Source organism: Agrobacterium tumefaciens, assembly GCA_025560025.1.
Lineage (GTDB): Bacteria > Pseudomonadota > Alphaproteobacteria > Rhizobiales > Rhizobiaceae > Agrobacterium.
Genome location: CP048487.1, coordinates 153,197 through 172,053 on the forward strand (window position 1 = coordinate 153,197; position 18,857 = coordinate 172,053).

The window sequence follows — 18,857 nt, forward strand, 5'->3', positions numbered from 1 at the left end:
TTGGTCATCCGACAAACTCAATCGCAAAAGCCTCGAACGGCCGTAATGCCACTTTTTGCAACAAATCGGTCCGGATGTCGTGGTTCGTCACCAGGCAAGTCCCCGAGGCACCGGTTATCGCCTCCGGCAGATCCACGGTCAGCGGATCACCGGAGAAATTGGCGATCACGACAATGCGGCTGCCGGCGCGACGGCGCTCATAAGCAAATATCCGCGGGTGCTCCGGTAAAATCGGGAAATAATCTCCATAGACCACCGTATCGTTCGATTTCCGGAGTTCTATGAGCTTTCGGTAGTGGTGGAGTATGGACGCGGGATCATCGATCTGCGACGCCACGTTGATTTCGGTGAAATTCGGATTCAGCCCGAGCCACGGCTTTCCCGTGGTAAACCCGGCCTCGGCCGTAGCGTCCCATTGCATCGGCGTGCGGCCATTGTCCCGGCCGCTGACATAAATGCCTTCCATCACCTCATCATGCGGTATACCGGCGGCAATCCGTTCCGCATAAACACGACGGGCCTGAACGTCCTCGTAATCCGTGATCGACGGGAAGCGGACATTCGTCATGCCGATCTCCTCGCCCTGATAGACATAGGGCGTTCCCTTCATCAGATGCAGGACCGTCGCAAGCATCGTGGCGGATTCACGCCGGAAAACACCGGGATCACCGTATTTGGAGACGGCTCGCGGTAGGTCGTGATTGTTCCAGAAGAGAGCGTTCCAGCTTTGGGGCAACAATTCCCGCTGCCACCGGGAAAGGATTGATTTCAGCCGGACAAGATCGAACGGCAGCGGTTTCCATTTATCGTGAACCGGATCGCGATCAAATGTAATGTGCTCGAACTGGAAGACTTGCGAAAGCTCCTTGCGGGCGGGGTCCGCGTAAAGATTGCCGATCGCCGGTGTCGCGCCCCATGTCTCGCCGACCGTCATGATGTCACGGCCCTCGAAGGTGTGGCGATACATTTCCTGCAGATAATCGTGCAGTCGCGGGCCGTTCTCGACAATTCCCAGATCGGGAACCTTGCCGATGTAATCGATGACGTCGAGCCGGAAACCGCCAATGCCCCGGTCGAGCCACCAGTTCATCATGGCATGGATTTCGCGCCGCAACGCCTCGTTTTCCCAGTTCAGGTCGGGCTGCTCGCGCGCGAAGAGGTGATAGTAATATTCGCCGCTTGCTTCATTCAGTGTCCAGGCGCTGCCACCGAAATGGGACCGGCGGTCGGTCGGAGGCGAGCCGTCCGCCTTCGGTTTGCGCCAGATATAGTAGTCGCGATAAGGACTGTCCGGCGAGGAAACCGCCTGCTGGAACCACGGATGCCGGTCAGATGTATGATTGACCACGAGGTCCATAAGAATGCGGATACCGCGCTTGCCAGCCTCGTCAATCAGCAACTGCATCGTTGCGAGATCCCCGAACTCAGGCGCGATATCGCGGTAATCAGAGATATCGTACCCGTGATCGATCATGGGTGACGCATAGACGGGGCACAGCCATATGACGTCGATCCCCAGCGTCTGCAGATAATCGAGCTTTGCGACGATACCGGCTATATCGCCGATACCGTCTCCGTTGGAATCGGAAAAGCTCCGTGGGTAGATCTGGTAGACGGTGGCACGATGCCACCATTTTTCCGAAAGGTTCGTTTGCATTCCATTCCCCGTCATTAATGCGCTGCCGCTCTTGCGAGACCTATTTCAGCGTTGCCATCAGGCCGGCCAGAAGCCGTCCGCGTGGAGCGATGCTTGCCAGATCGATCGACTCCGTCACCTGATGCGCATTCGCACCAACCGGCCCGAGAGCATCCAGCGTGGCGATGCCGATCGCGCCGGTGATGTTTCCATCCGACCCGCCGAACAGCATTTCATGATCGAGCGCGATCGCGAGTTCTTCGCCGACACCACGGGCAACCTGCCAGATTTCCTCGTCCTGGGGACCGGGCGTCCATGTCGGGCGCGCCGCCTTGATGCGAACTTCCGCGGTAATTCCGGGCTCGTCGATGACGTGGTGCAGCTTCTGGAACGCTTCCTCCAGCAGCCTGTCTTCCTTCGCCGTGCTGCTGATCTCCGCATAGGCGGATACAGGCACTGATGCGATCTTAAGCCCGGCCTCCAGATAGATTGGGGTGTAGGAGCACTCGGGACCATTGAGACCGTCAATATTCACCAGCGCCTTTGCCATGGCGATGATCGCCGATTTTCCGTCCTCGCGTTGCAGGAAGGCGTGAGTTTCCTTGCCATGCACCCACAACTGGAAACGTCGGGTGGGATAGCGGCCGGTCACCAACCTGCCATTGGGTTCGGCACCTTCGGGAACGAGAACATATTTCTCGCGTGCCGCATGGTGCTCGATCAGTTCACGGGTGCTGGGGCTGCCCTGCTCTTCGTCAGACGTCAGCAGAAACCGAACGGGAAGGTTCAGTGCAATGCCTGCCTTTCGCAATTCCCGATAGGCCGTGAGGGCGAGATAGTTGCCGCCCTTCATGTCGTAGAGGCCGGGGCCGTAGCACCGGCCATCCTCTTCTTTCCACGGCATGCGCGACACGAGGCTGCCGATCGGATGGACCGTATCGAGATGGCCGAGGACCAGAATACCCGGCCGTTTGTCCTCAGGCGAAAAATCGGCAAAGACGCAGTCGCCAAACCCCATGCGGCCGGGAATATGCTGCGTTACCGCCCCGCTCGCGCGGAGCTCTTCGGCTGCGAGTGCCGTCATACGACTGACAGCCTCCCCATCCCACGACGGGCTTTCGCATTCCACCCATCGCCGAACCCCGGCGAGATAGGTCGGAACGTCAAACGGAAGAGACTTGTAGGAAGCAGACATGAAAAAATTCCCGGGTTGTTGAATTTCGTGCAAGAGCGTGGCCCGCTTTCAGGCAAGGCTGCGTAAGCTTTCGAGCGTCGGAACGGATGGACGGTATTCGAGGCCCACAGGACCGGCATAGCCATTGGCCCGCAGCCAGTTCAGAACGCTCCGCCAGTCGATTTCTCCCGTGCCCGGTTCATGGCGGCCCGGCGCATCGGCAAGATGGACATGCCGGACGCGGTCGACCCGTCCGGCAAGCACAGCGGCAGGATCTTCGCCCATGACATGCGAATGGTAGATGTCATAAAGCAGCCGCACCTCGGGGCATCCGACAGCATCGACGATATCGAGCCCCTCAACCGTGGAGGAGAGAAAATAGCCGGGGTGGTCGACCCGGATATTGAGCGGCTCGAGCGCGAGAACGATGCCCGTTCCGGCAACGACCGACGCGGCTTTTCGCAGTCCGTCCACCAGCGCTTCCGACTGCCGGACCCTCGGAACCGAGTCGAGCAGATTTCCGGCCTGCACGATCAGCGTTCCCGCACCCAGTCGCCGGGCAACATCCACGGACGAACTCAGTCCTTCAAGAAAGCGCGCATGGCTGTTCAGGTCGGTCAGCGGCAGAACGGGCTCGGCGAGGATGGCGGCGAGATCCACTCCCGTTTCGAGGAGAGCGGCGTCCACCTCGTCGAGGTTCTTGTTGCTCCATCGCCAGAATTCGACAGTTCTGAAGCCGGCGGCATGTGCTAGCCGGATGCGGTCATGCATGGCCGTGGCTTCAGCGACGAACAGCAGTTCAAGGCAGGTAGAAAACCGGGGATCTATCATCGTCATGCTTTCGCAAGGTCGCGCACATTCCCTCAGTAGATCACCAGATCCGTGGCCGGATCGATGAGATACATCTGGTTCATATCGACCTGAAGGTGGAGCGGAGTGCCGGGGGTCAAAACGTCGGCCGGATCGAGCCGCACGCACAGGCTGGAGGATGCAAGCTTCACATAGGCCAGCGTCTCCGCTCCCAGCGGCTCCACGACGTCGACGGCCACTTCGACAGACGCGACATCCGGCCGGTTCAACCCAAGACCGAATGCTTCGGGACGAATGCCGAAAACCATCGACCGGCCGATATGGGGCGCATAGGCAGCCTTTCGTTCATCGGGAACCCGGACCGTTGCGCCCGTCTCAAGGCGAAGCAGCATGTCGTCGCCTTCCTTTTGCAAGGTCACGGGCAGGAAATTCATCGCCGGCGAGCCGATAAAGCCTGCGACGAAACGGCTGACCGGCCTGCGATAGAGTTCCTGCGGCGGGCCGACCTGTTCGATGATGCCGCCATTCATGACGACGACGCGGTCCGCCATCGTCATGGCCTCTACCTGATCGTGTGTGACATAGATCGTCGTCGTCGGCAGGGCCTGGTGCAGCTTCTTGATCTCCGTGCGCATCTGCACACGCAGCTTGGCGTCGAGGTTCGACAGCGGCTCGTCGAACAGAAACACCTTGGGGTTGCGCACGATGGCGCGCCCCATAGCGACACGCTGGCGCTGGCCGCCGGACAACATGCGCGGCTTGCGATCAAGAAGCGGCGTGATTTCCAGAATACGCGCTACCTCCACAATCCGCTTTTCGATCTCCGTTTTCGCGGTTCCGCGCTGCTTCAGGCCAAACGCCATGTTGTCGCGCACGGTCATGTGCGGATAAAGCGCGTAATTCTGAAACACCATCGCTATGTCGCGACGGCCAGGCGCGATATCGTTGACGCGCCGGCCGTCGATGCTGATATCGCCGCCTGAAATATCCTCCAGGCCGGCGACCATCCGTAATGTGGTGGACTTGCCGCAGCCGGACGGCCCGACCAGCACCACAAACTCATTGTCGTTGATCGCGAGGTCTATACCCTTGACCGCCTGATAATCGCCGTAGGATTTTTCCAGCTTGCGGATCGTCACTTTTGCCATTGACTATTCCTTCCGTATTTCGAGTGATCAGCCGCGGGCGAGCAGACGGTCGCTGGCCAGCCAGAACGGCGGCAGGCACAACGGGGTGGAGGAGAGCGGCAGGATATTGTCGCTGAGGTCGACGCCGATCTCGCGACGGATGAAGTCGCGTCGGGCGGCAATTCGTCCGGCGACTTCCGGGTACCGCTGCTCCAGTTCGGCCCTGAGCCCGGCGTCGGCAAAGGTTACGGCGTCCTCGCAGTTCAGTGCCCAGCCATCCGGCATCGGAACGGGAATGATATCCACCTGGAACGGCATGCCGGAGACGATCCGATCCTCGGAGCCCGGACGCACCGGCGAGTTGATCCATTCGTCATGACCGGTCAGATGCCCGGGATTGAGCGCAGATTTCAACCCGCCACGCGCCAGGGTGGAGACGACCGCCTCGTGAATATCGCCGCCGCGCGCGCCGATGTCGGCGGCTCCATACCATGCGGCCAAACCTTCCATGTAAGCCTGTGCGGGCTTCAGGAAGTCGTCGTTGCCGGCGGAGATCAGGCCTGCACGCGAGGAGAGCCCGCCCCAGTAGCTGATCGCGGTGCTGGCACCATCGCCTTCCGAGATGATGCGGCCACTCGGACTGCTGAGGCCGATCACCGGACCCGAACCATTCTGGGTGGTCATCATCATGTGGCAATTCATCGGTTCGCCGGCATATAACGCACGTGAAGCCGCTGTCAGTTCATTGTCACCGGGACGTATGCCGGTGACTACCCGCCACAGAGCAGCGGAAGCGCGGGCAGCAGCCCACTCGAAAGCGGCGATCTGGTCCGCGTCGACCACCGTGCGCAAGCCATCCTGCGCACCCATGAGGATGTGCGTGGATTCGACCGGAAGCCCGCCGGTGACGGCCTTGAGTGCTTTCGGAAGGAAATCCGGGACGTAGAAGGCGGGTTCGTCGAAGGACCATTCCGACGGTTCGAAATATTTCCAGCCGACGAGACCGACGGTGTCACCCTTTTTCAGGCCCGCTTCGCGCAGCACCGCCACGATATCGGACTTCTGCGACCGGTCCTGCGCCAGCAGACTGAGCGACTGGCACAGCAGCGTTTCAAACGCCGGCAGACGCGATATGGCGGTGTAGCTGAAGCATTCGTTACCGGTCACGAAAATCCGCTTGCCCTGCGGTCCCAGGAGAAGAAGCGCTTCCTCGAAACGCGGTTCGAAGGCCGAGAGAAAGGCGATATTGGCGAAATGTTCGCGGTCTGCATAAACCACGAGCCAGTCGGCACCGGCACGCTCGTAGGCGAGCTTGCAGCGCGCCTCGTACGTGGCCGGAGAAATCTCCGGCTGCTGCTGTGGCACGCCGAACTCCGTAATGGCGATGGTCTTGAGATTGAATGACATAGAAACCTCTTTCTGTTTTCTGTCTGGATCACCAGAGACTGTTGTGATTACCGATAACGATGGTGCAGCCCTCGAGAGCAAGCGCGAGACCTCCCCTCGGTGTGTCGGATGGCGATAATGCCGAATATTGAAGTGTGACCTGTTCGATGACCGCAGGCAGCGACATTTCGTCGAGCGATCGCTGGACAAACGGATGCAGAATGGTGCGGAACCGCAAAAGACCGCCGCCGAGAACGATCAGGCTCGGGTTGAACATGTTGACCATGTTGGAAAGTCCGAGGCCGAGCTTGGTGCCCGCATCCGTCACGATCTCGATGACCTGCGGATCACCCTCGGTGGCGGCCTGCGCCACTTCCTCGATGCATTTCACCTCGATGCCGGCTTCCCGCGTGCGCTGAAGTAGTGCGAAGTCCGAGACGTAGGCCGAAACGCATCCCTCGTTGCCACAGCGGCATAGCCGCCCGTTTGGCACGACTTTTGTGTGTCCGAATTCGCCGGCAAAACCGCCGCTGCCCCGATACAATGAACCGTCGAGAAAAATTCCCGATCCGACACCGGACTCGCTCGACACATAGATGAAATTGTCCGAGCGGATCGCTGCGCCGAACATATGTTCCGCCAGCGCGTCTGCATTCGCACTGTTGTCGATAAACAGCGGCAGCTGAATCTGCTCCTCCAGCAGTTTGCGCAACGGAATGTCCCGCCAACCGAAGTTCGGGGAGTGTGCCCAGTAGCCATCCGCGGTCAGCAGACCCAGAACGCTGATTCCGACAGCCCGAACATCGGCACGGCTGCGGCCGATCGATGCCACGAGTTCATCAATGCCCTTGTTAAGATGGGCGGCAAGTTCGCTATGATGAGGCATCGGCCGCGTGATGCTGCCCACGGGGACGCCGTCGAGCCCGGCAACAACAAAATGAATTTCCCACGGCACCGGGTGGATGCCGATGAAAAGCCCGCCGAAACCGGCAATCGAAATTCCATCGCCGGGGCGACCGCGACCGCCTCCCGCCTTACGCTGCGAGCGAACGATCAGTCCCGCGTCCTCGAAATCCTTCAGGATCGTCGAAACGGTCGACTTGTCGACTTCGGCCAGATCGGCGATCTCCCGCTGCGAAAGATCAGGATTGAGCCGGATCGTATGGAAAATCCGCGATGCGTGGTGCTGTCTAACTACGGAAGGGTGCAAAATCGATACCTGACACTATTGTGGTTGTTGCCTGTTACTTGGAAGCGCCGCCAAGAAGGCCCCGGGTGAATGCCTTCTGGAAAAGAAGGAATGCAATCATGATTGGCAACAACGATATGATCGTCGCAGCCATAAGTTGCCCCTCATCGACATCCATGCCACCAATCAGCATATAGAGGGCGACAGGCGCTGGGCTCGCGCCCGGTCCGTTCGTCAGCGTCAGGCCGAAGAACAGATCGTTCCAGACCGACCGGCTCTGCACGACCGTCAGCGCGGCAAGACCGGATACGGAAGCCGGAAGCAGGATCTTGAAGAAGTAACCCGACGGGCCGCATCCATCGATCTGGGCCGCTTCGTACATGGATCGCGGCACGGTCGAGAAGAAATTGCGCATGAAGAAAGTACAGAACGGAATGCCATAAGCGGTATGCACCAGCCACATGCCGGGAATAGTGTTGTAGAGACCGATTGCCCGCATGATGGTGAAGAGTGGAATCTGCACGGCCTGGTGGGGAATGAGCAGCCCTGCCAGAAGAACCAGGTAGATAAACCGGCCGCCGGGAATATTCACATGCGAAAGCGGATAGGCCGCTAGGCAACCCACGAAGACCGACAGGATAACGGCTGGCACAGTAATCAGCACACTGTTGATCATGTTCGGGCCAATGCGGTTCCAGGCGCGCGCGTAGTTTTCCAGATACAGCGATCCGGGCAACTGAAGGGCGTACTGAATTTCTCCCGGCGCCTTGAAGCTTGCATTGACGGCCATCAGCAACGGCATGAGGAACAGCAATGAAAGGGCGAGGACGGCAAGATAACGCACGACCCTGAAGCCGCCAGCAGATGATGGAGATGACGGGGTCATTCGCGAACGTCCTCCAGGCGATTTGAGAGATGATAGACGTAGGGCATGACGACGATGGCCGCGATTACGGTCAGCACCACAGCAATTGCCGCACCTTCTCCCATCCGGAAACGGGCGAAGGAGGTTTCGTACATGTCGACGGCCAGCACATAGGAAGACTGGAACGGCCCCCCTTGCGTCATCGACCAGACGATATCGAACACGCGCATGGAATCGACCCCGGCAATGCCGAGCACGACAATCGTGGAAGGCCAGAGCAACGGCAGCTTGATGCGGGTCAGGATAGCCCAGGGCGATGCCCCATCCAGCCGTGCCGCTTCGATATATTCGACCGGCAGATTACGCAGGCCCGCGAAATAGATCAGAAAGGTGAAGCCGGTCCACGCCCAGAGTGACGCGGCCATGATCGCGTAATTGACGATCTGCGGGTCGCCCAGCCAGTTCGGCGGCGTCGCACCGACAAGATCGAACAACGCGGCCATCAGACCGGTGCCGGGGCGGTAGACCCAGCGCCAGATCGAGGCAACAGCGACCGTGGTGATGGTGAAGGGAACGAAAAAGATCGTCCGAAACACGTAGGCAAAGCGAATATCGCTGTCGAGCAGAAGCGCGATCGTCAGACCGGCAAGCGTCGGCACGAACAGGAAATAGATCAGCCATTGCAGATTGTTGAGGAAGGCGACGCGCGTCCATGGCTGGTCGAGCAGTTGCAGGTAATTGGCAAAACCGACATAGGTCCTGGCAGGACTCAGCCCATCCCATTGCTGAAACGAGAGAATGACCGTCTCGATAAGCGGATAGATGAAGGCGGCCGAAAAAAGAACGGCGGGAATGACGAGGAACATACCAAAGGAGAGCATGCGCCTGCTGCGGAAACTGAGAACCATGTCGTCCGATCCAGAAGTTGCAGGAAAGCCGGGGGCCTGCATTCAAGCCCCCAACCACACACGCATCAGGGCTGCCAGGGGTAGAAACTCTTGGTGGCAATGAGTTTCTGGCGTTCCTTTTCCAGTGTCTCGACAGCCGTTTCCAGCGCCTCCTTGGTCGGGTTGGCCGCGAAGCGCTCGATCTGGGATCCAAGCGTCACGCGGAAGTCGACCGGCTGAAGCACGAGCAGATTGGGCACTGCCGTTTTACCCGTCGTCCCGATGAAGTCGTCGACCTGTCTCGTTGCGAGCGTGTCGTAGATGGACTTCGGCGTGTTGATATTACCGGCGATAGAGCCCTTCGGCGCGTTCAGCGCAGCCTGTGCTTCCGGCGAGGCAAGCGACGCCATCAATGTCCTGGCCTGCTCTTCGCGGTCACCCTTGAGAGCAACCGCCGTATCCATCTGGAAAATCGTATAACCCTTCACGCCCGGCGCGCTGAAGAAATCGAAATCCTCACCCGGCTTCCAGCCGCGCGTCTTCATGTAGCCGGCCATCCAGCTTCCTGCCATCAACATCGCGGCATCGCCGCGCATCAGAACGTCGGCGCCATCCGACCATGCCGTATTGCCGGTCCAGTTCTTGATATAGTGCTTGCCGAACAGTTCCCCGTAATGCTCGAAGACACCGCGCATTTCCGGACCGTTGAACGCCAGCTCGCCACGCGCCAGTTTCCAGTATCCGTCAATTCCGAGATCGGAAATGATGACGGAATACATGTTGTAGAGGCCCCAGGGGAAACCCGCATTGTGCGAAAGGCAAGCCTTGCCGGCAGCTTCGACCTTCTTGCAGATTTCCTGCCAGTCTTCCCAGCTTGCCGGCGGCTTCAGGCCAAGATCGGCAAACATTTTCTTGTTGTAGTAGACGTCACTGATGACGCTGATCGCAAGCGGAATGGCATAGTGATGTCCACCGAAAGACACGACGTTGCGCAAGCTGGCCGGGAATGCCTTGTCGCCATCGATCTTCTGCCACACGTCGTCGATCGGCAGGACGCGGCCGGTTTCCGCAACCTCCACAAGGTCCCAGCCCATGTTGAACTGATAGGCCAGCGGCGGCGTGCCGCCCATGACGGCGACCTGGATCTGCTGTCTCAAGCCGGGAGCATTGCCGGGCACCGCGCGCTCGGTTACCGGGGCGGAGGGGTTCTGCTTGTTCACCGCCTCGATCATACCCTTGACGCCATCATATTCGCCGCCGGTACCCATGTAATGCCAGAATTCCGGCAACTGGTCTGCCGCCGCCGAACCGGCCATCATGCAAACGCCAGCCAAAGCCGACATCATATATTTTATGCGACTATCAAACATTTTTTGTTCCCCTATTAGTCTAAAGACACGTTTCAGCGCTCGACGAAAACTGTGTAATACAGCCAAAAATCACCGAAATTCCCGAAATACACGCGTGAAACCCGCGAGAAGCACACATCGACAGTTCGCCGGAAGTCAGATTATTTATTCCGATATACGGATAATTATTTCAAAGCCGCGTCTTGTCAATTCCTTCATGCGAAAAACGCGATATTTGTTATTTTTGGGAAAAATAAGGCTGCTTGGCGCATTTTTTCGCACTTAATCGCAAGACATTCAATCCACCAGCCTAAAATTACGGCGGATTAAATAGTCTTGTACCCGTCCAAATTCACAGCCACATGCAAAGAGCGAAATTACCGAGGAAACACCGCCTCATACGCAAAACGGAACCCATGCGGAGTCCGGACCAAGCAGGGCCGTCGCCGCTTCATCCGACAGGCTTTCGGGTCGCTCGACGGATGTTTCCAGATCGACCGCCCTGCCCAGCGCGGCGGCGGACAGGATAGCGTCCATCGCCTCCGTGACATGCAGGGCAAGCCGTGCAGAGCAGCGGTGCGGCCGGCCGGTCCCGATGCCCCTCGCCAGATCCGCGACACCTACGCCGCGGTAGTTCGCGGAAGCAGGCGCATCCGGCCGCGCTCTCGGCGAACGCCAGTTTGCTGTTCCAAGCGGCATGGCACCGCTATCCACCTCCTGCCAAGCCCCACCCGCCCGCGTGAAGCTGACAACACCGCCAAACCTGTCGGGATCGGCAAGCCTCATGGACCCTTCGGTTCCGTAGATTTCGATCGGATTGTGCCCATGACGCCATACATCCCAGCTCATTGTCATGCTGATATGCGCCCCGGACCGGAATTGAAGCAACGCCATCACGGTGGTCGGCGTCGATACCGGAATGCGCTGGCCATACATCGGGCCCGCAGCCGTCGCCACCCGCTCCTCAAATCCCTTCGAGGCCTGCGCCTGCACGCTGACAATCGGCCCCAGCAGATTGATCAGGGCCGTAAGGTAATAGGGGCCAATATCGAAGACCGGACCAGCCCCTTCCCGGAAGAAGAAGGCGGGGTTCGGGTGCCAGCCTTCCATGCCGTGTGACATGAACGTGCATGTTCCCGACAGGACATGCCCGATTTTGCCACTATCCACCATGGAGCGCGCAAGACGGCCGGCCGCTCCAAGAAAAGTGTCAGGCGCACAGGCCAGACGCACCCCGAGGCGCTCGGCTTCAAGGGCAAGCGCCCTGCCCTCGGAGAGCGTAACCGCCAGGGGCTTTTCCGAATAAACATGCTTGCCTGCCGCAACGGAGGCCAAAGTCAGTTCGGCATGCACGGCCGGCGGCGTCAAGTTGACGACGATATCGACATCCTGCCTGGCGAGCATGGCATCAATCGACAACGCGTCGATGCCGGCGGCATCAGCCCTTGCTCTGACCGCTTCGGGAGTTCGACCCGCACAAGCCACAAGATGCACACCTTCGAATGCGGGAATATTGCGCAGATAAATGCCCGCAATATCTCCGGTCCCGATGACGCCCACGCCGAGCGAACGGAATGGATGCGGATGCATTGGCCATATTTCTTCAGTCATGCCTTCACCTTGCGACGCATGCCAATATCCACCCGTGTCAGGAGCACTGCCGGGCCTGCTCAATTCAGAAAAATGCATCGAACAATTTGTCTTTGCTTCGGAATAATTGCATACAGATACATATGGTCAAGAGGCTCCTTCAAGAGCTCAGAAACCCGGCCCGGTTCATGCTGCCGAAACCTCGATAGCCCGGAGCGGAAGACTGCCGTTTTCCCGGTCTTTCTGCTTCACAATCAACAAAGATGCGTCACCCTCCCATGTATCGACATCAGACTGGCAGGCAAATGCCCGGCATTAGCTTCATGGAAAACACCGTATGCGAGCCACACCGCTTCTTCGGGAGATCGGCACAGGCGCCCGATAACCGGCCATGAACAGGCGCATTCAAACCCTTTTCCCGCTCCCGCTCGCCTACGTCGCGTTCTTTGCCGCGGCGGGCGCCAGCCAGCCGTTCATGCCTCTCTGGCTTTCCAGACACGGACTGAACGGCGCGGATATAGCCCTCGCAATGGCGGTGCCGATGATTTTGCGCATCGGCACCGGCCCCGCCATAGGCTGGCTTGCCGACCGGACCGGCAACCGCCGGATGCTGATGCGCTCGCTCGCGCTCACGGCCGCCGCTGCCGGGCTGGTGTGCCTGCACCTTTACGGTTTCACCGCTCTGATCGTTCCCACTGCCATCATGCTATGCGCATGGCAGGCCGTTCTGCCGCTCCTCGAAGCCAATGCCATCGATCTCGTCCGCACTGGTGCGGTGCGCAGCTATGGCCATATCCGTTTGTGGGGGTCGGCGAGCTTCATCGCGGTCAGCACAGGCTGTGGCGGCCTGATCGCCGCCGCCGGCGCGGACCTCGTGCCGATCATCTTCATCATATCAAATTTCGCCTTGTTTTTCTTTGTTTTTCTCCTGCCGGACGAACGCTCGCAACAAACCGGATCGATCGGCATGTCCCGCCATACCGGCGATGGAAAGCCACATCGTCCCTTTCTCCTGCTCATCATGGGGGCAGCCGCGCTCATTCAGGCCAGCCATATGCCGTTCAATACATTCGGATCGGTTCTGCTGGCGCGGGAAGGTTACGGCGAATTCTCCATCGGCCTTCTCTGGTCGGCGGCATCCGTCGCGGAAATCGGCATGTTCTGGCTTGGCCCGGTGGTCGCCCGCTTCTTGCAGCCCGTCCTCCTGCTTGCCTTTGCCGCAACCGTCGCGCTTCTTCGATGGGGGCTCTTCCTTTGCTTTCCCGATAGTCCCGGCATGGTCATCCTTGCCCAGCTGCTACATGCCTTCACGTTCAGCGGCACCTATCTCGGCCTGATGGGCTTTATCGCAGCCCGTGTTCCGGGAGAGCGCATCGCCCGGGTTCAGGGGCAATATGTCACGATCCAGGCTCTCACGTCGGCAGCCGTCACACTCACCTCCGGCTCCGTCTTTCGCGCCGATGGCAATGCGGTATATGCCATCGCTCTGGTGGCGACATGCTGCGCGCTCGTTCTGCTGGCGGTCGCAAGATCCCTGCAAAGCCGGGACTGAACAACCGGCATCGAACGGGTTCCGTCAACGCGGCGTCAGGTGAACTCCCGCAAGCGTACACCGCACGGAACCGCCGGCCTTCTCGATGGTTGGAATGTCGAGCGCCACCGGCTCGGCAAACGCGCCGATCGCCTTCACCTGATCGCTGTCGAGGGCCGCGAGCGCCGTGGCCGACAGCGCCAGAATACGGCCGCTTTGTCCCTGAAGTTCCAGCGCATTTCCCGCGAAACGGCGAATCTGGTCATTGGTCAGCGCAATCACGTCCCGACCGGACCGTTCAAGCCGCATGACGATTTCGGCGCGGCGTCTTTCGCTGGTGATCATGTCCAGGCCGATCATCGCGAAATCGGTCGCCACGCACATCAAGACATTGGTGTGATACACCGCAAGGCCCTGCTCGTCGCAGGCATCGAACACCATCGGCTCGAAATTGAAGTGCGTGCAGAACCGCTCCAGCGCGATCGGGTTCGTCCTGTCGGAACGCGCCGCATAGGCCACGCGGTCGATGTGGTCGAGAACCATCGCACCCGTTCCTTCAAGAAACAGCCCATCGGGCTCCAATCCCGAATATTCGATGATATCCTGTACCCTGTAGCGGGATTTCAGCATCTCTATGATATCCGGCCGGCGCTCCAGGCGGCGGCTTTCAGCTTTCATCGGATAGATGGCCACGTGACCACCGGCATGGGTGGAGAACCAGTTATTAGGAAACACCGAATCCGGTGTGGCTTTTCCCTCGTCCTCGAACAGATGAACGGTCACTCCATGATGTTGCAGGGTCCGGGCGGCTGCCGTGATTTCGGCATGGGCGATTGCCGCAAGATCGGCGCCATCGTCATGCATCGCCTGGAAGCTGTTATCGGCGGCGGTCTCGGTGTTCACGGTAAAATGGTGCGGGCGCACCATCACCACCGCTCCCGGGGCCTGAATGGAGTAAGCGGTCTTCTTCGTCATCGTTCTTCACACCTTCGCGCGGCGCAACATGCCGAACAGGTCACGCGGATCGTCCGGATCGGCAATAATGTCAATTTCCTGATAAAAATCAGTGTCTTTCAACTTCTCCCGGACATAGCGTAACGCGGAGAAGTCTTCCACCGCGAAGCCCACGCTGTCGAAGAGGGTGATCTGGCGCTCATCTCGCCGCCCCTCGGCTTCTCCGCGCACCACACGCCACAGTTCCGTGACCGGATAATCTGGGTCCATCTGCTGGATTTCTCCTTCAACGCGGGTCTGCGGCGGGTACTCCACGAATGTATCCGCGCGCGCAAGAATCTCCCTGTGCAGTTCCGTCTTGCCCGGGCAATCCCCGCCGATGGCGTTGATATGTACGCCCGAACCGATCATGTTGTCTGTCAGGATCGTCGCAAACTGCTTGTCGGCCGTACAGGTGGTGATGATCCCGGCTCCCCTGACGGCCTCATGCGCCGTGCCGCAGACCGTGACGATCAGGCCGGTGTCGGCGAGATTGGCGGCGGCCTTGGCGGTCGCCTGCGGATCGCTATCGTAAAGCCGGACTTCCTCGATGCCCACCACCGCCTTCATGGCCAGCGCCTGAAACTCGGCCTGGGCGCCGTTACCGATCATTGCCATGACCCTGACCTTTTCAGGAGCCAGATACCTTGCGGCCATCGCCGAAGTCGCGGCGGTGCGCAACGCCGTCAACAACGTCATTTCCGTCAGAAGAACCGGATATCCCGTCGACACCTGCGCCAGCAGTCCGAATGCGGTCACGGTCTGAAACCCCGCCGCCATGTTCTTCGGATGGCCGTTTACATATTTGAAGCCATAGATCTCGCCGTCCGACGTCGGCATCAGCTCGATAACACCGTCGCGGGAATGGGAGGCGATACGCGGCGTCTTGTCGAAAACGTCCCAACGGCGAAAATCGGCTTCAATGGCGTCCGTCAACTCCACCAGCATGGTTTCGACGCCGACATGATGAACGAGACGCATCATGTTCTCGACGCTGACGAAGGGAATGAGCGCTTTTGCGGAAGGAAACTGGGACATGGTAGCTCCTTGGTTGTTCGCCAAGGCTAACGCGGAGCCTGTTCAACAAAAATCGCAAAAGAGTGTTTAAACAGGCAGTGAAATGAGCAATATGATCAGATCAACTTCCATAAATGACAATGAAGCAAATGGACATTGCAAAATACATTCCCGACGAGCTCGACCGCCGCATCATCGCACATCTGCGCGGTGACGGGCGCGCTTCGCTTGCAAAGCTGGCGGATGCAGTCGGCGTTGCGCGCGGCACGGTTCAGAACCGGCTGGACCGGCTGTCGGCAACCGGAACACTGCTCGGTTTTACGGTGCGGGTGCGCGAGGACTATGACGATCGGGCGGTGCGCGCCGTGATGATGATCGAAGTCGTGGGCAAATCCACGACGCAGGTTATCCGCAAACTGCGCGGCATCCCCGAGATCGCCTCGGTCCACACCACCAACGGAAAATGGGATCTGGTGGCTGATATTCGCGCGGGCAGTCTTTCCGATTTCGACCGGGTGCTGCGTGAAATCCGTATGATCGATGGCGTGTCCAACAGCGAAACCAGCCTGCTTCTGAGCAGTGTCTGAGAGGTGCGATACCCGGCGAACCCTTACCTGCCCTGCCCCTCCTGAAGTGATCGATAAGCGAACGCTATGCCAGCCATGATCCTGGGCTCCTGAAGCACGTTGTTTTGTGTTGTATACTGCACCCCTTCACATCGAAAGGACATGAAGTGAGCAGAGCAATCATAGAGATCCCCGTCATCTCGGACACTCTTCGACGTATCGGCGCGCCTGTCTCCGTTCTGGTCCGCACCGGGGATATGCTCTACACCTGCGGCATGCCGCCAATCGATTTTCGAACAGGCGAGATCGTGCGCGGCGACATCGGGACCCAGACGCGTGCAGCGCTCAACGCGCTTGCCTTCACCCTTGAATTCGGCGGCTCATCGCTGGAACAGGTCGTCAAGGCCACCGTTTACATTGCCGACAACGCGCTCGCCGCGGAGATGAACGAGGTCTACCGTACCTATTTCCACAACGGTTTCCCCGCCAGAACCTGCGTCGCGATCAACACCTGGCCGGCATTCGACATCGAAATCGAATGTATCGCACCTGTTCTGTAAGATGTGACCGTTGGATAGCAAAGGGCGGCTCAGGCCACCCTTTGTTTCTCAGTGTCCCAGAACCTGGCTCAGGAACTGTCTGGTTCGTTCAGACTGCGGGTTCGTGAAGAACTCGCGCGGATTGTTCTGTTCGACGATCTGCCCGTCAGCCATGAAGATCACCCGGTCGGCGACCGCCTGCGCAAAGCCCATCTCGTGGGTTACGCAGAGCATCGTCATGCCCTCATCGGCAAGCTGGATCATGGTGTCCAGCACTTCCTTGATCATTTCAGGATCGAGCGCCGAGGTCGGTTCGTCGAAGAGCATGATGCGCGGCCGCATGCAAAGCGAACGGGCAATCGCTACGCGCTGCTGCTGGCCGCCCGAAAGCTGACCGGGATATTTGTGCGCCTGATCCGGTATTTTCACCTTTTCAAGGAAGTGCATCGCCACATCCTCGGCTTCCTTGCGGGGCGTCTTGCGAACCCAGATCGGCGCAAGCGTGCAGTTTTCAAGGATCGTCAGATGGGGAAAAAGATTGAAATGCTGGAAGACCATGCCGACTTCAGAGCGCACACGATCGATATTCTTGAGATCGGTGGACAGCTCGATACCATCGACCACGATACGGCCGGACTGGTGTTCTTCCAGCCGGTTGATGCAACGGATCATGGTCGATTTTCCTGACCCCGAAGGCCCGGCGATCACGATCTTCTCACCGACGCGGACGGAAAGATCGATGTCCCGGAGAACATGAAACTGGCCATACCATTTGTTCATGGCCTCGATGAGGACGGCGACGTCTTGCCTGGCCGACAATTGTTTTGCCTGCGTCATTTTCATTTCCTCTTCGATCGGGAAATCAGACTTTTGCCTGACGGGTTTCGAGCCACTTCGCGTAACGCGTCAGCGGGAAACACATTGCAAAGTAGATGAGTGCGACCAGACCATAAACCCGGAAGGGCTGGAACGTCGCATTGTTAAGTGCGTCGGCAGTATGCACGAGCTCGTGAAACCCCAGAATGGAAGCGAGCGCAGTAGACTTGATCAGCTGCACGAGGAAGCCGACAGTTGGGCCGGTGGTGATGCGAAATGCCTGCGGCAGGATGATAAGCCGCAGTTCCTGCCAACGATGCAGCCCAAGGCTTGCACCTGCATCCCATTGCCCCTGCGGCAGGGCCTCAACGCCAGAGCGCCAGATCTCACCAAGATAGGCGGAGGCGTACAAGGTCAACCCCAGCGCCGCAGCGGTCCATGGCTCTATTCTCAAGCCGAACTGAGGAAGACCAAAAAAGATCAGGAACAATTGCAGCAGCAGCGGCGTGCCCTGGAACACTTCAATATAACCTGCAGCGAGCCTGCGAACCCATTTATTCTCGGAAATCAGGCCAAACAGAATTGCAAGGCCCGCCGCCATTCCGCCGATGAAGGCCACGAACGAGAGAAGGAGCGTCCAGCGCGTTGCAAAAAGCAGGTTGCGCAAGATGTCCCATAACGTGAACTCGATCATGACAATCCCGCCCCCAGATATCGCTTGGCGCAAAGTTTCAGGAAACGGCGAAGCACAATCGCCAGCACAAGATAAATGATTGCGGCGGTCAGGAAGGTCTCAAATGGGCGAAAAGTCCGGCTCTGGATCAGATTGGCGTGCATGGTCAGCTCGCGAACCGATATCTGGGAGACGACAGCAGAATCGAGCATGGTGATCACGACCTGGCTGGCCAATGCCGGAAAGATCACGGCCATTGCTTGCGGTAGCACCACTTTGAAAAAGACGATCCGCGGCCTCAGCCCAAGCGCTTGGGCCGCTTCCCGTTGCCCCGGTCCGATGGCTGCCAGACCCGCTGCGACAATTTCGGTCGCGTAAGCGCCGATGTTTAACGTCATTGCGAGAATGCCGGCCGCAATCGGGCTGATATTGAAACCGAAGCTCGGCAAACCGAAGTAGATGATGAAGAGCTGAACAATGAAAGGCGTGTTGCGAATGGCCTCGACATAGAAACCCACCAGCGAACGCAGCCACACGGTTTGCCCCCGGCGCGCAGCGGCGCCGAGAACACTGATGAAAAGCCCCAGAGCAGTAGAGGCGACCGTTAGCATGATGGTCAATGCCGCGCCTTGAACCAAGGCATAGAACCCGGTTTCAAGCCAGCCGAAATCAAAAGCTCCGTTCATGCATTCGCCTTCGCCAGCTTGAT

18 protein-coding genes are annotated in these 18,857 nt (G+C 58.9%); 3 read left to right on the plus strand and 15 right to left on the minus strand.

Annotation, left to right across the window (positions count from 1 at the left end):
* Nucleotides 1-4 precede the first annotated feature (4 nt).
* From FY152_24390 to FY152_24435, 10 genes are all read right to left on the minus strand, one after another.
* Nucleotides 5-1,657, minus strand: a complete 1,653-nt coding sequence (locus FY152_24390) for an alpha-glucosidase (protein ID UXS35300.1) — start codon at nt 1,655-1,657, stop codon at nt 5-7.
* A gap of 40 nt (nt 1,658-1,697) precedes the next feature.
* The gene (locus FY152_24395) at nt 1,698-2,831 is read right to left on the minus strand and encodes a M20/M25/M40 family metallo-hydrolase (protein UXS35301.1); all 1,134 of its coding nucleotides are present in this window, start codon (nt 2,829-2,831) and stop codon (nt 1,698-1,700) included.
* Nucleotides 2,832-2,879: 48 nt separating this feature from the next.
* A complete protein-coding gene (locus FY152_24400; GenBank protein ID UXS35501.1) occupies nt 2,880-3,641 on the minus strand; it encodes a TIM barrel protein in 762 nt (253 codons plus the stop codon).
* Between the two features lie 32 nt (nt 3,642-3,673).
* Nucleotides 3,674-4,768 carry a sn-glycerol-3-phosphate ABC transporter ATP-binding protein UgpC gene (gene ugpC, locus FY152_24405; protein UXS35302.1) on the minus strand — a complete coding sequence of 365 codons (1,095 nt, stop codon included), beginning with the start codon at nt 4,766-4,768 and terminating at the stop codon, nt 3,674-3,676.
* Nucleotides 4,769-4,795: 27 nt separating this feature from the next.
* A complete protein-coding gene (locus tag FY152_24410; protein UXS35303.1) occupies nt 4,796-6,154 on the minus strand; it encodes a Xaa-Pro aminopeptidase in 1,359 nt (452 codons plus the stop codon).
* Nucleotides 6,155-6,182: 28 nt separating this feature from the next.
* Complete coding sequence (locus tag FY152_24415) at nt 6,183-7,343, minus strand: ROK family transcriptional regulator (protein UXS35304.1); 1,161 nt, start codon at nt 7,341-7,343, stop codon at nt 6,183-6,185.
* A gap of 34 nt (nt 7,344-7,377) precedes the next feature.
* A complete protein-coding gene (locus tag FY152_24420) occupies nt 7,378-8,208 on the minus strand; it encodes a carbohydrate ABC transporter permease (GenBank protein UXS35305.1) in 831 nt (276 codons plus the stop codon).
* Entirely contained in the window at nt 8,205-9,095 is an 891-nt protein-coding gene (locus FY152_24425; GenBank protein ID UXS35306.1) for a sugar ABC transporter permease, read from the minus strand. The genes FY152_24420 and FY152_24425 overlap by 4 nt, the downstream gene beginning before the upstream one ends.
* Nucleotides 9,096-9,160: 65 nt before the next feature.
* Nucleotides 9,161-10,444 carry a carbohydrate ABC transporter substrate-binding protein gene (locus FY152_24430; GenBank protein UXS35307.1) on the minus strand — a complete coding sequence of 428 codons (1,284 nt, stop codon included), beginning with the start codon at nt 10,442-10,444 and terminating at the stop codon, nt 9,161-9,163.
* A 375-nt stretch (nt 10,445-10,819) separates the two neighbouring features.
* Nucleotides 10,820-12,013: a Gfo/Idh/MocA family oxidoreductase gene (locus FY152_24435; protein UXS35502.1), complete on the minus strand. Its 1,194-nt coding sequence runs from the start codon at nt 12,011-12,013 to the stop codon at nt 10,820-10,822.
* A 391-nt stretch (nt 12,014-12,404) separates the two neighbouring features.
* Here FY152_24435 and FY152_24440 point away from each other — a divergent pair, with 391 nt between their 5' ends.
* On the plus strand, nt 12,405-13,565 hold the full coding sequence (locus tag FY152_24440) for an MFS transporter (protein ID UXS35308.1): 1,161 nt from the start codon (nt 12,405-12,407) through the stop codon (nt 13,563-13,565).
* Nucleotides 13,566-13,589: 24 nt separating this feature from the next.
* Here the strand turns inward: FY152_24440 and FY152_24445 are convergent, their stop codons facing one another.
* Together FY152_24445 and FY152_24450 are read right to left on the minus strand one after the other, a co-directional pair.
* Nucleotides 13,590-14,471 (minus strand): amidinotransferase, encoded by an 882-nt coding sequence (locus tag FY152_24445; GenBank protein UXS35503.1) that lies wholly within the window; start codon nt 14,469-14,471, stop codon nt 13,590-13,592.
* Nucleotides 14,472-14,525: 54 nt separating this feature from the next.
* Nucleotides 14,526-15,575 carry an ornithine cyclodeaminase gene (locus tag FY152_24450; protein ID UXS35309.1) on the minus strand — a complete coding sequence of 350 codons (1,050 nt, stop codon included), beginning with the start codon at nt 15,573-15,575 and terminating at the stop codon, nt 14,526-14,528.
* 128 nt (nt 15,576-15,703) lie between these two features.
* Here FY152_24450 and FY152_24455 point away from each other — a divergent pair, with 128 nt between their 5' ends.
* Complete coding sequence (locus FY152_24455; GenBank protein UXS35310.1) at nt 15,704-16,141, plus strand: Lrp/AsnC family transcriptional regulator; 438 nt, start codon at nt 15,704-15,706, stop codon at nt 16,139-16,141.
* A 146-nt stretch (nt 16,142-16,287) separates the two neighbouring features.
* Nucleotides 16,288-16,680 carry a RidA family protein gene (locus tag FY152_24460; GenBank protein UXS35311.1) on the plus strand — a complete coding sequence of 131 codons (393 nt, stop codon included), beginning with the start codon at nt 16,288-16,290 and terminating at the stop codon, nt 16,678-16,680.
* A 48-nt stretch (nt 16,681-16,728) separates the two neighbouring features.
* Here FY152_24460 and FY152_24465 read toward each other — a convergent pair whose 3' ends face one another.
* Genes FY152_24465 through FY152_24475 form a run of 3 tightly spaced genes read right to left on the minus strand, consistent with a single transcriptional unit; the run spans nt 16,729 to nt 18,834 of the window.
* Nucleotides 16,729-17,496: an amino acid ABC transporter ATP-binding protein gene (locus FY152_24465; protein ID UXS35312.1), complete on the minus strand. Its 768-nt coding sequence runs from the start codon at nt 17,494-17,496 to the stop codon at nt 16,729-16,731.
* A 25-nt stretch (nt 17,497-17,521) separates the two neighbouring features.
* Complete coding sequence (locus FY152_24470; GenBank protein UXS35313.1) at nt 17,522-18,169, minus strand: amino acid ABC transporter permease; 648 nt, start codon at nt 18,167-18,169, stop codon at nt 17,522-17,524.
* Complete coding sequence (locus FY152_24475) at nt 18,166-18,834, minus strand: amino acid ABC transporter permease (GenBank protein UXS35314.1); 669 nt, start codon at nt 18,832-18,834, stop codon at nt 18,166-18,168. Before FY152_24475 ends, FY152_24470 begins: the two co-directional genes overlap by 4 nt.
* Between the last annotated feature and the right edge of the window lie 23 nt (nt 18,835-18,857).

Excerpts from the sequence above, each read along its gene's own strand:
- FY152_24390 (UXS35300.1), bottom strand. The coding sequence starts at position 1,657 with ATGCAAACGAACCTTTCGGAAAAATGGTGGCATCGTGCCACCGTCTAC.
- FY152_24395 (UXS35301.1), bottom strand. The coding sequence starts at position 2,831 with ATGTCTGCTTCCTACAAGTCTCTTCCGTTTGACGTTCCGACCTATCTC.
- FY152_24400 (UXS35501.1), bottom strand. The coding sequence starts at position 3,641 with ATGATAGATCCCCGGTTTTCTACCTGCCTTGAACTGCTGTTCGTCGCT.
- ugpC (UXS35302.1), bottom strand. The coding sequence starts at position 4,768 with ATGGCAAAAGTGACGATCCGCAAGCTGGAAAAATCCTACGGCGATTAT.
- FY152_24410 (UXS35303.1), bottom strand. The coding sequence starts at position 6,154 with ATGTCATTCAATCTCAAGACCATCGCCATTACGGAGTTCGGCGTGCCA.
- FY152_24420 (UXS35305.1), bottom strand. The coding sequence starts at position 8,208 with ATGACCCCGTCATCTCCATCATCTGCTGGCGGCTTCAGGGTCGTGCGT.
- FY152_24425 (UXS35306.1), bottom strand. The coding sequence starts at position 9,095 with ATGGTTCTCAGTTTCCGCAGCAGGCGCATGCTCTCCTTTGGTATGTTC.
- FY152_24430 (UXS35307.1), bottom strand. The coding sequence starts at position 10,444 with ATGTTTGATAGTCGCATAAAATATATGATGTCGGCTTTGGCTGGCGTT.
- FY152_24435 (UXS35502.1), bottom strand. The coding sequence starts at position 12,013 with ATGCATCCGCATCCATTCCGTTCGCTCGGCGTGGGCGTCATCGGGACC.
- FY152_24440 (UXS35308.1), top strand. The coding sequence starts at position 12,405 with ATGAACAGGCGCATTCAAACCCTTTTCCCGCTCCCGCTCGCCTACGTC.
- FY152_24445 (UXS35503.1), bottom strand. The coding sequence starts at position 14,471 with ATGGTGCGCCCGCACCATTTTACCGTGAACACCGAGACCGCCGCCGAT.
- FY152_24450 (UXS35309.1), bottom strand. The coding sequence starts at position 15,575 with ATGTCCCAGTTTCCTTCCGCAAAAGCGCTCATTCCCTTCGTCAGCGTC.
- FY152_24455 (UXS35310.1), top strand. The coding sequence starts at position 15,704 with ATGGACATTGCAAAATACATTCCCGACGAGCTCGACCGCCGCATCATC.
- FY152_24465 (UXS35312.1), bottom strand. The coding sequence starts at position 17,496 with ATGACGCAGGCAAAACAATTGTCGGCCAGGCAAGACGTCGCCGTCCTC.
- FY152_24470 (UXS35313.1), bottom strand. The coding sequence starts at position 18,169 with ATGATCGAGTTCACGTTATGGGACATCTTGCGCAACCTGCTTTTTGCA.
- FY152_24475 (UXS35314.1), bottom strand. The coding sequence starts at position 18,834 with ATGAACGGAGCTTTTGATTTCGGCTGGCTTGAAACCGGGTTCTATGCC.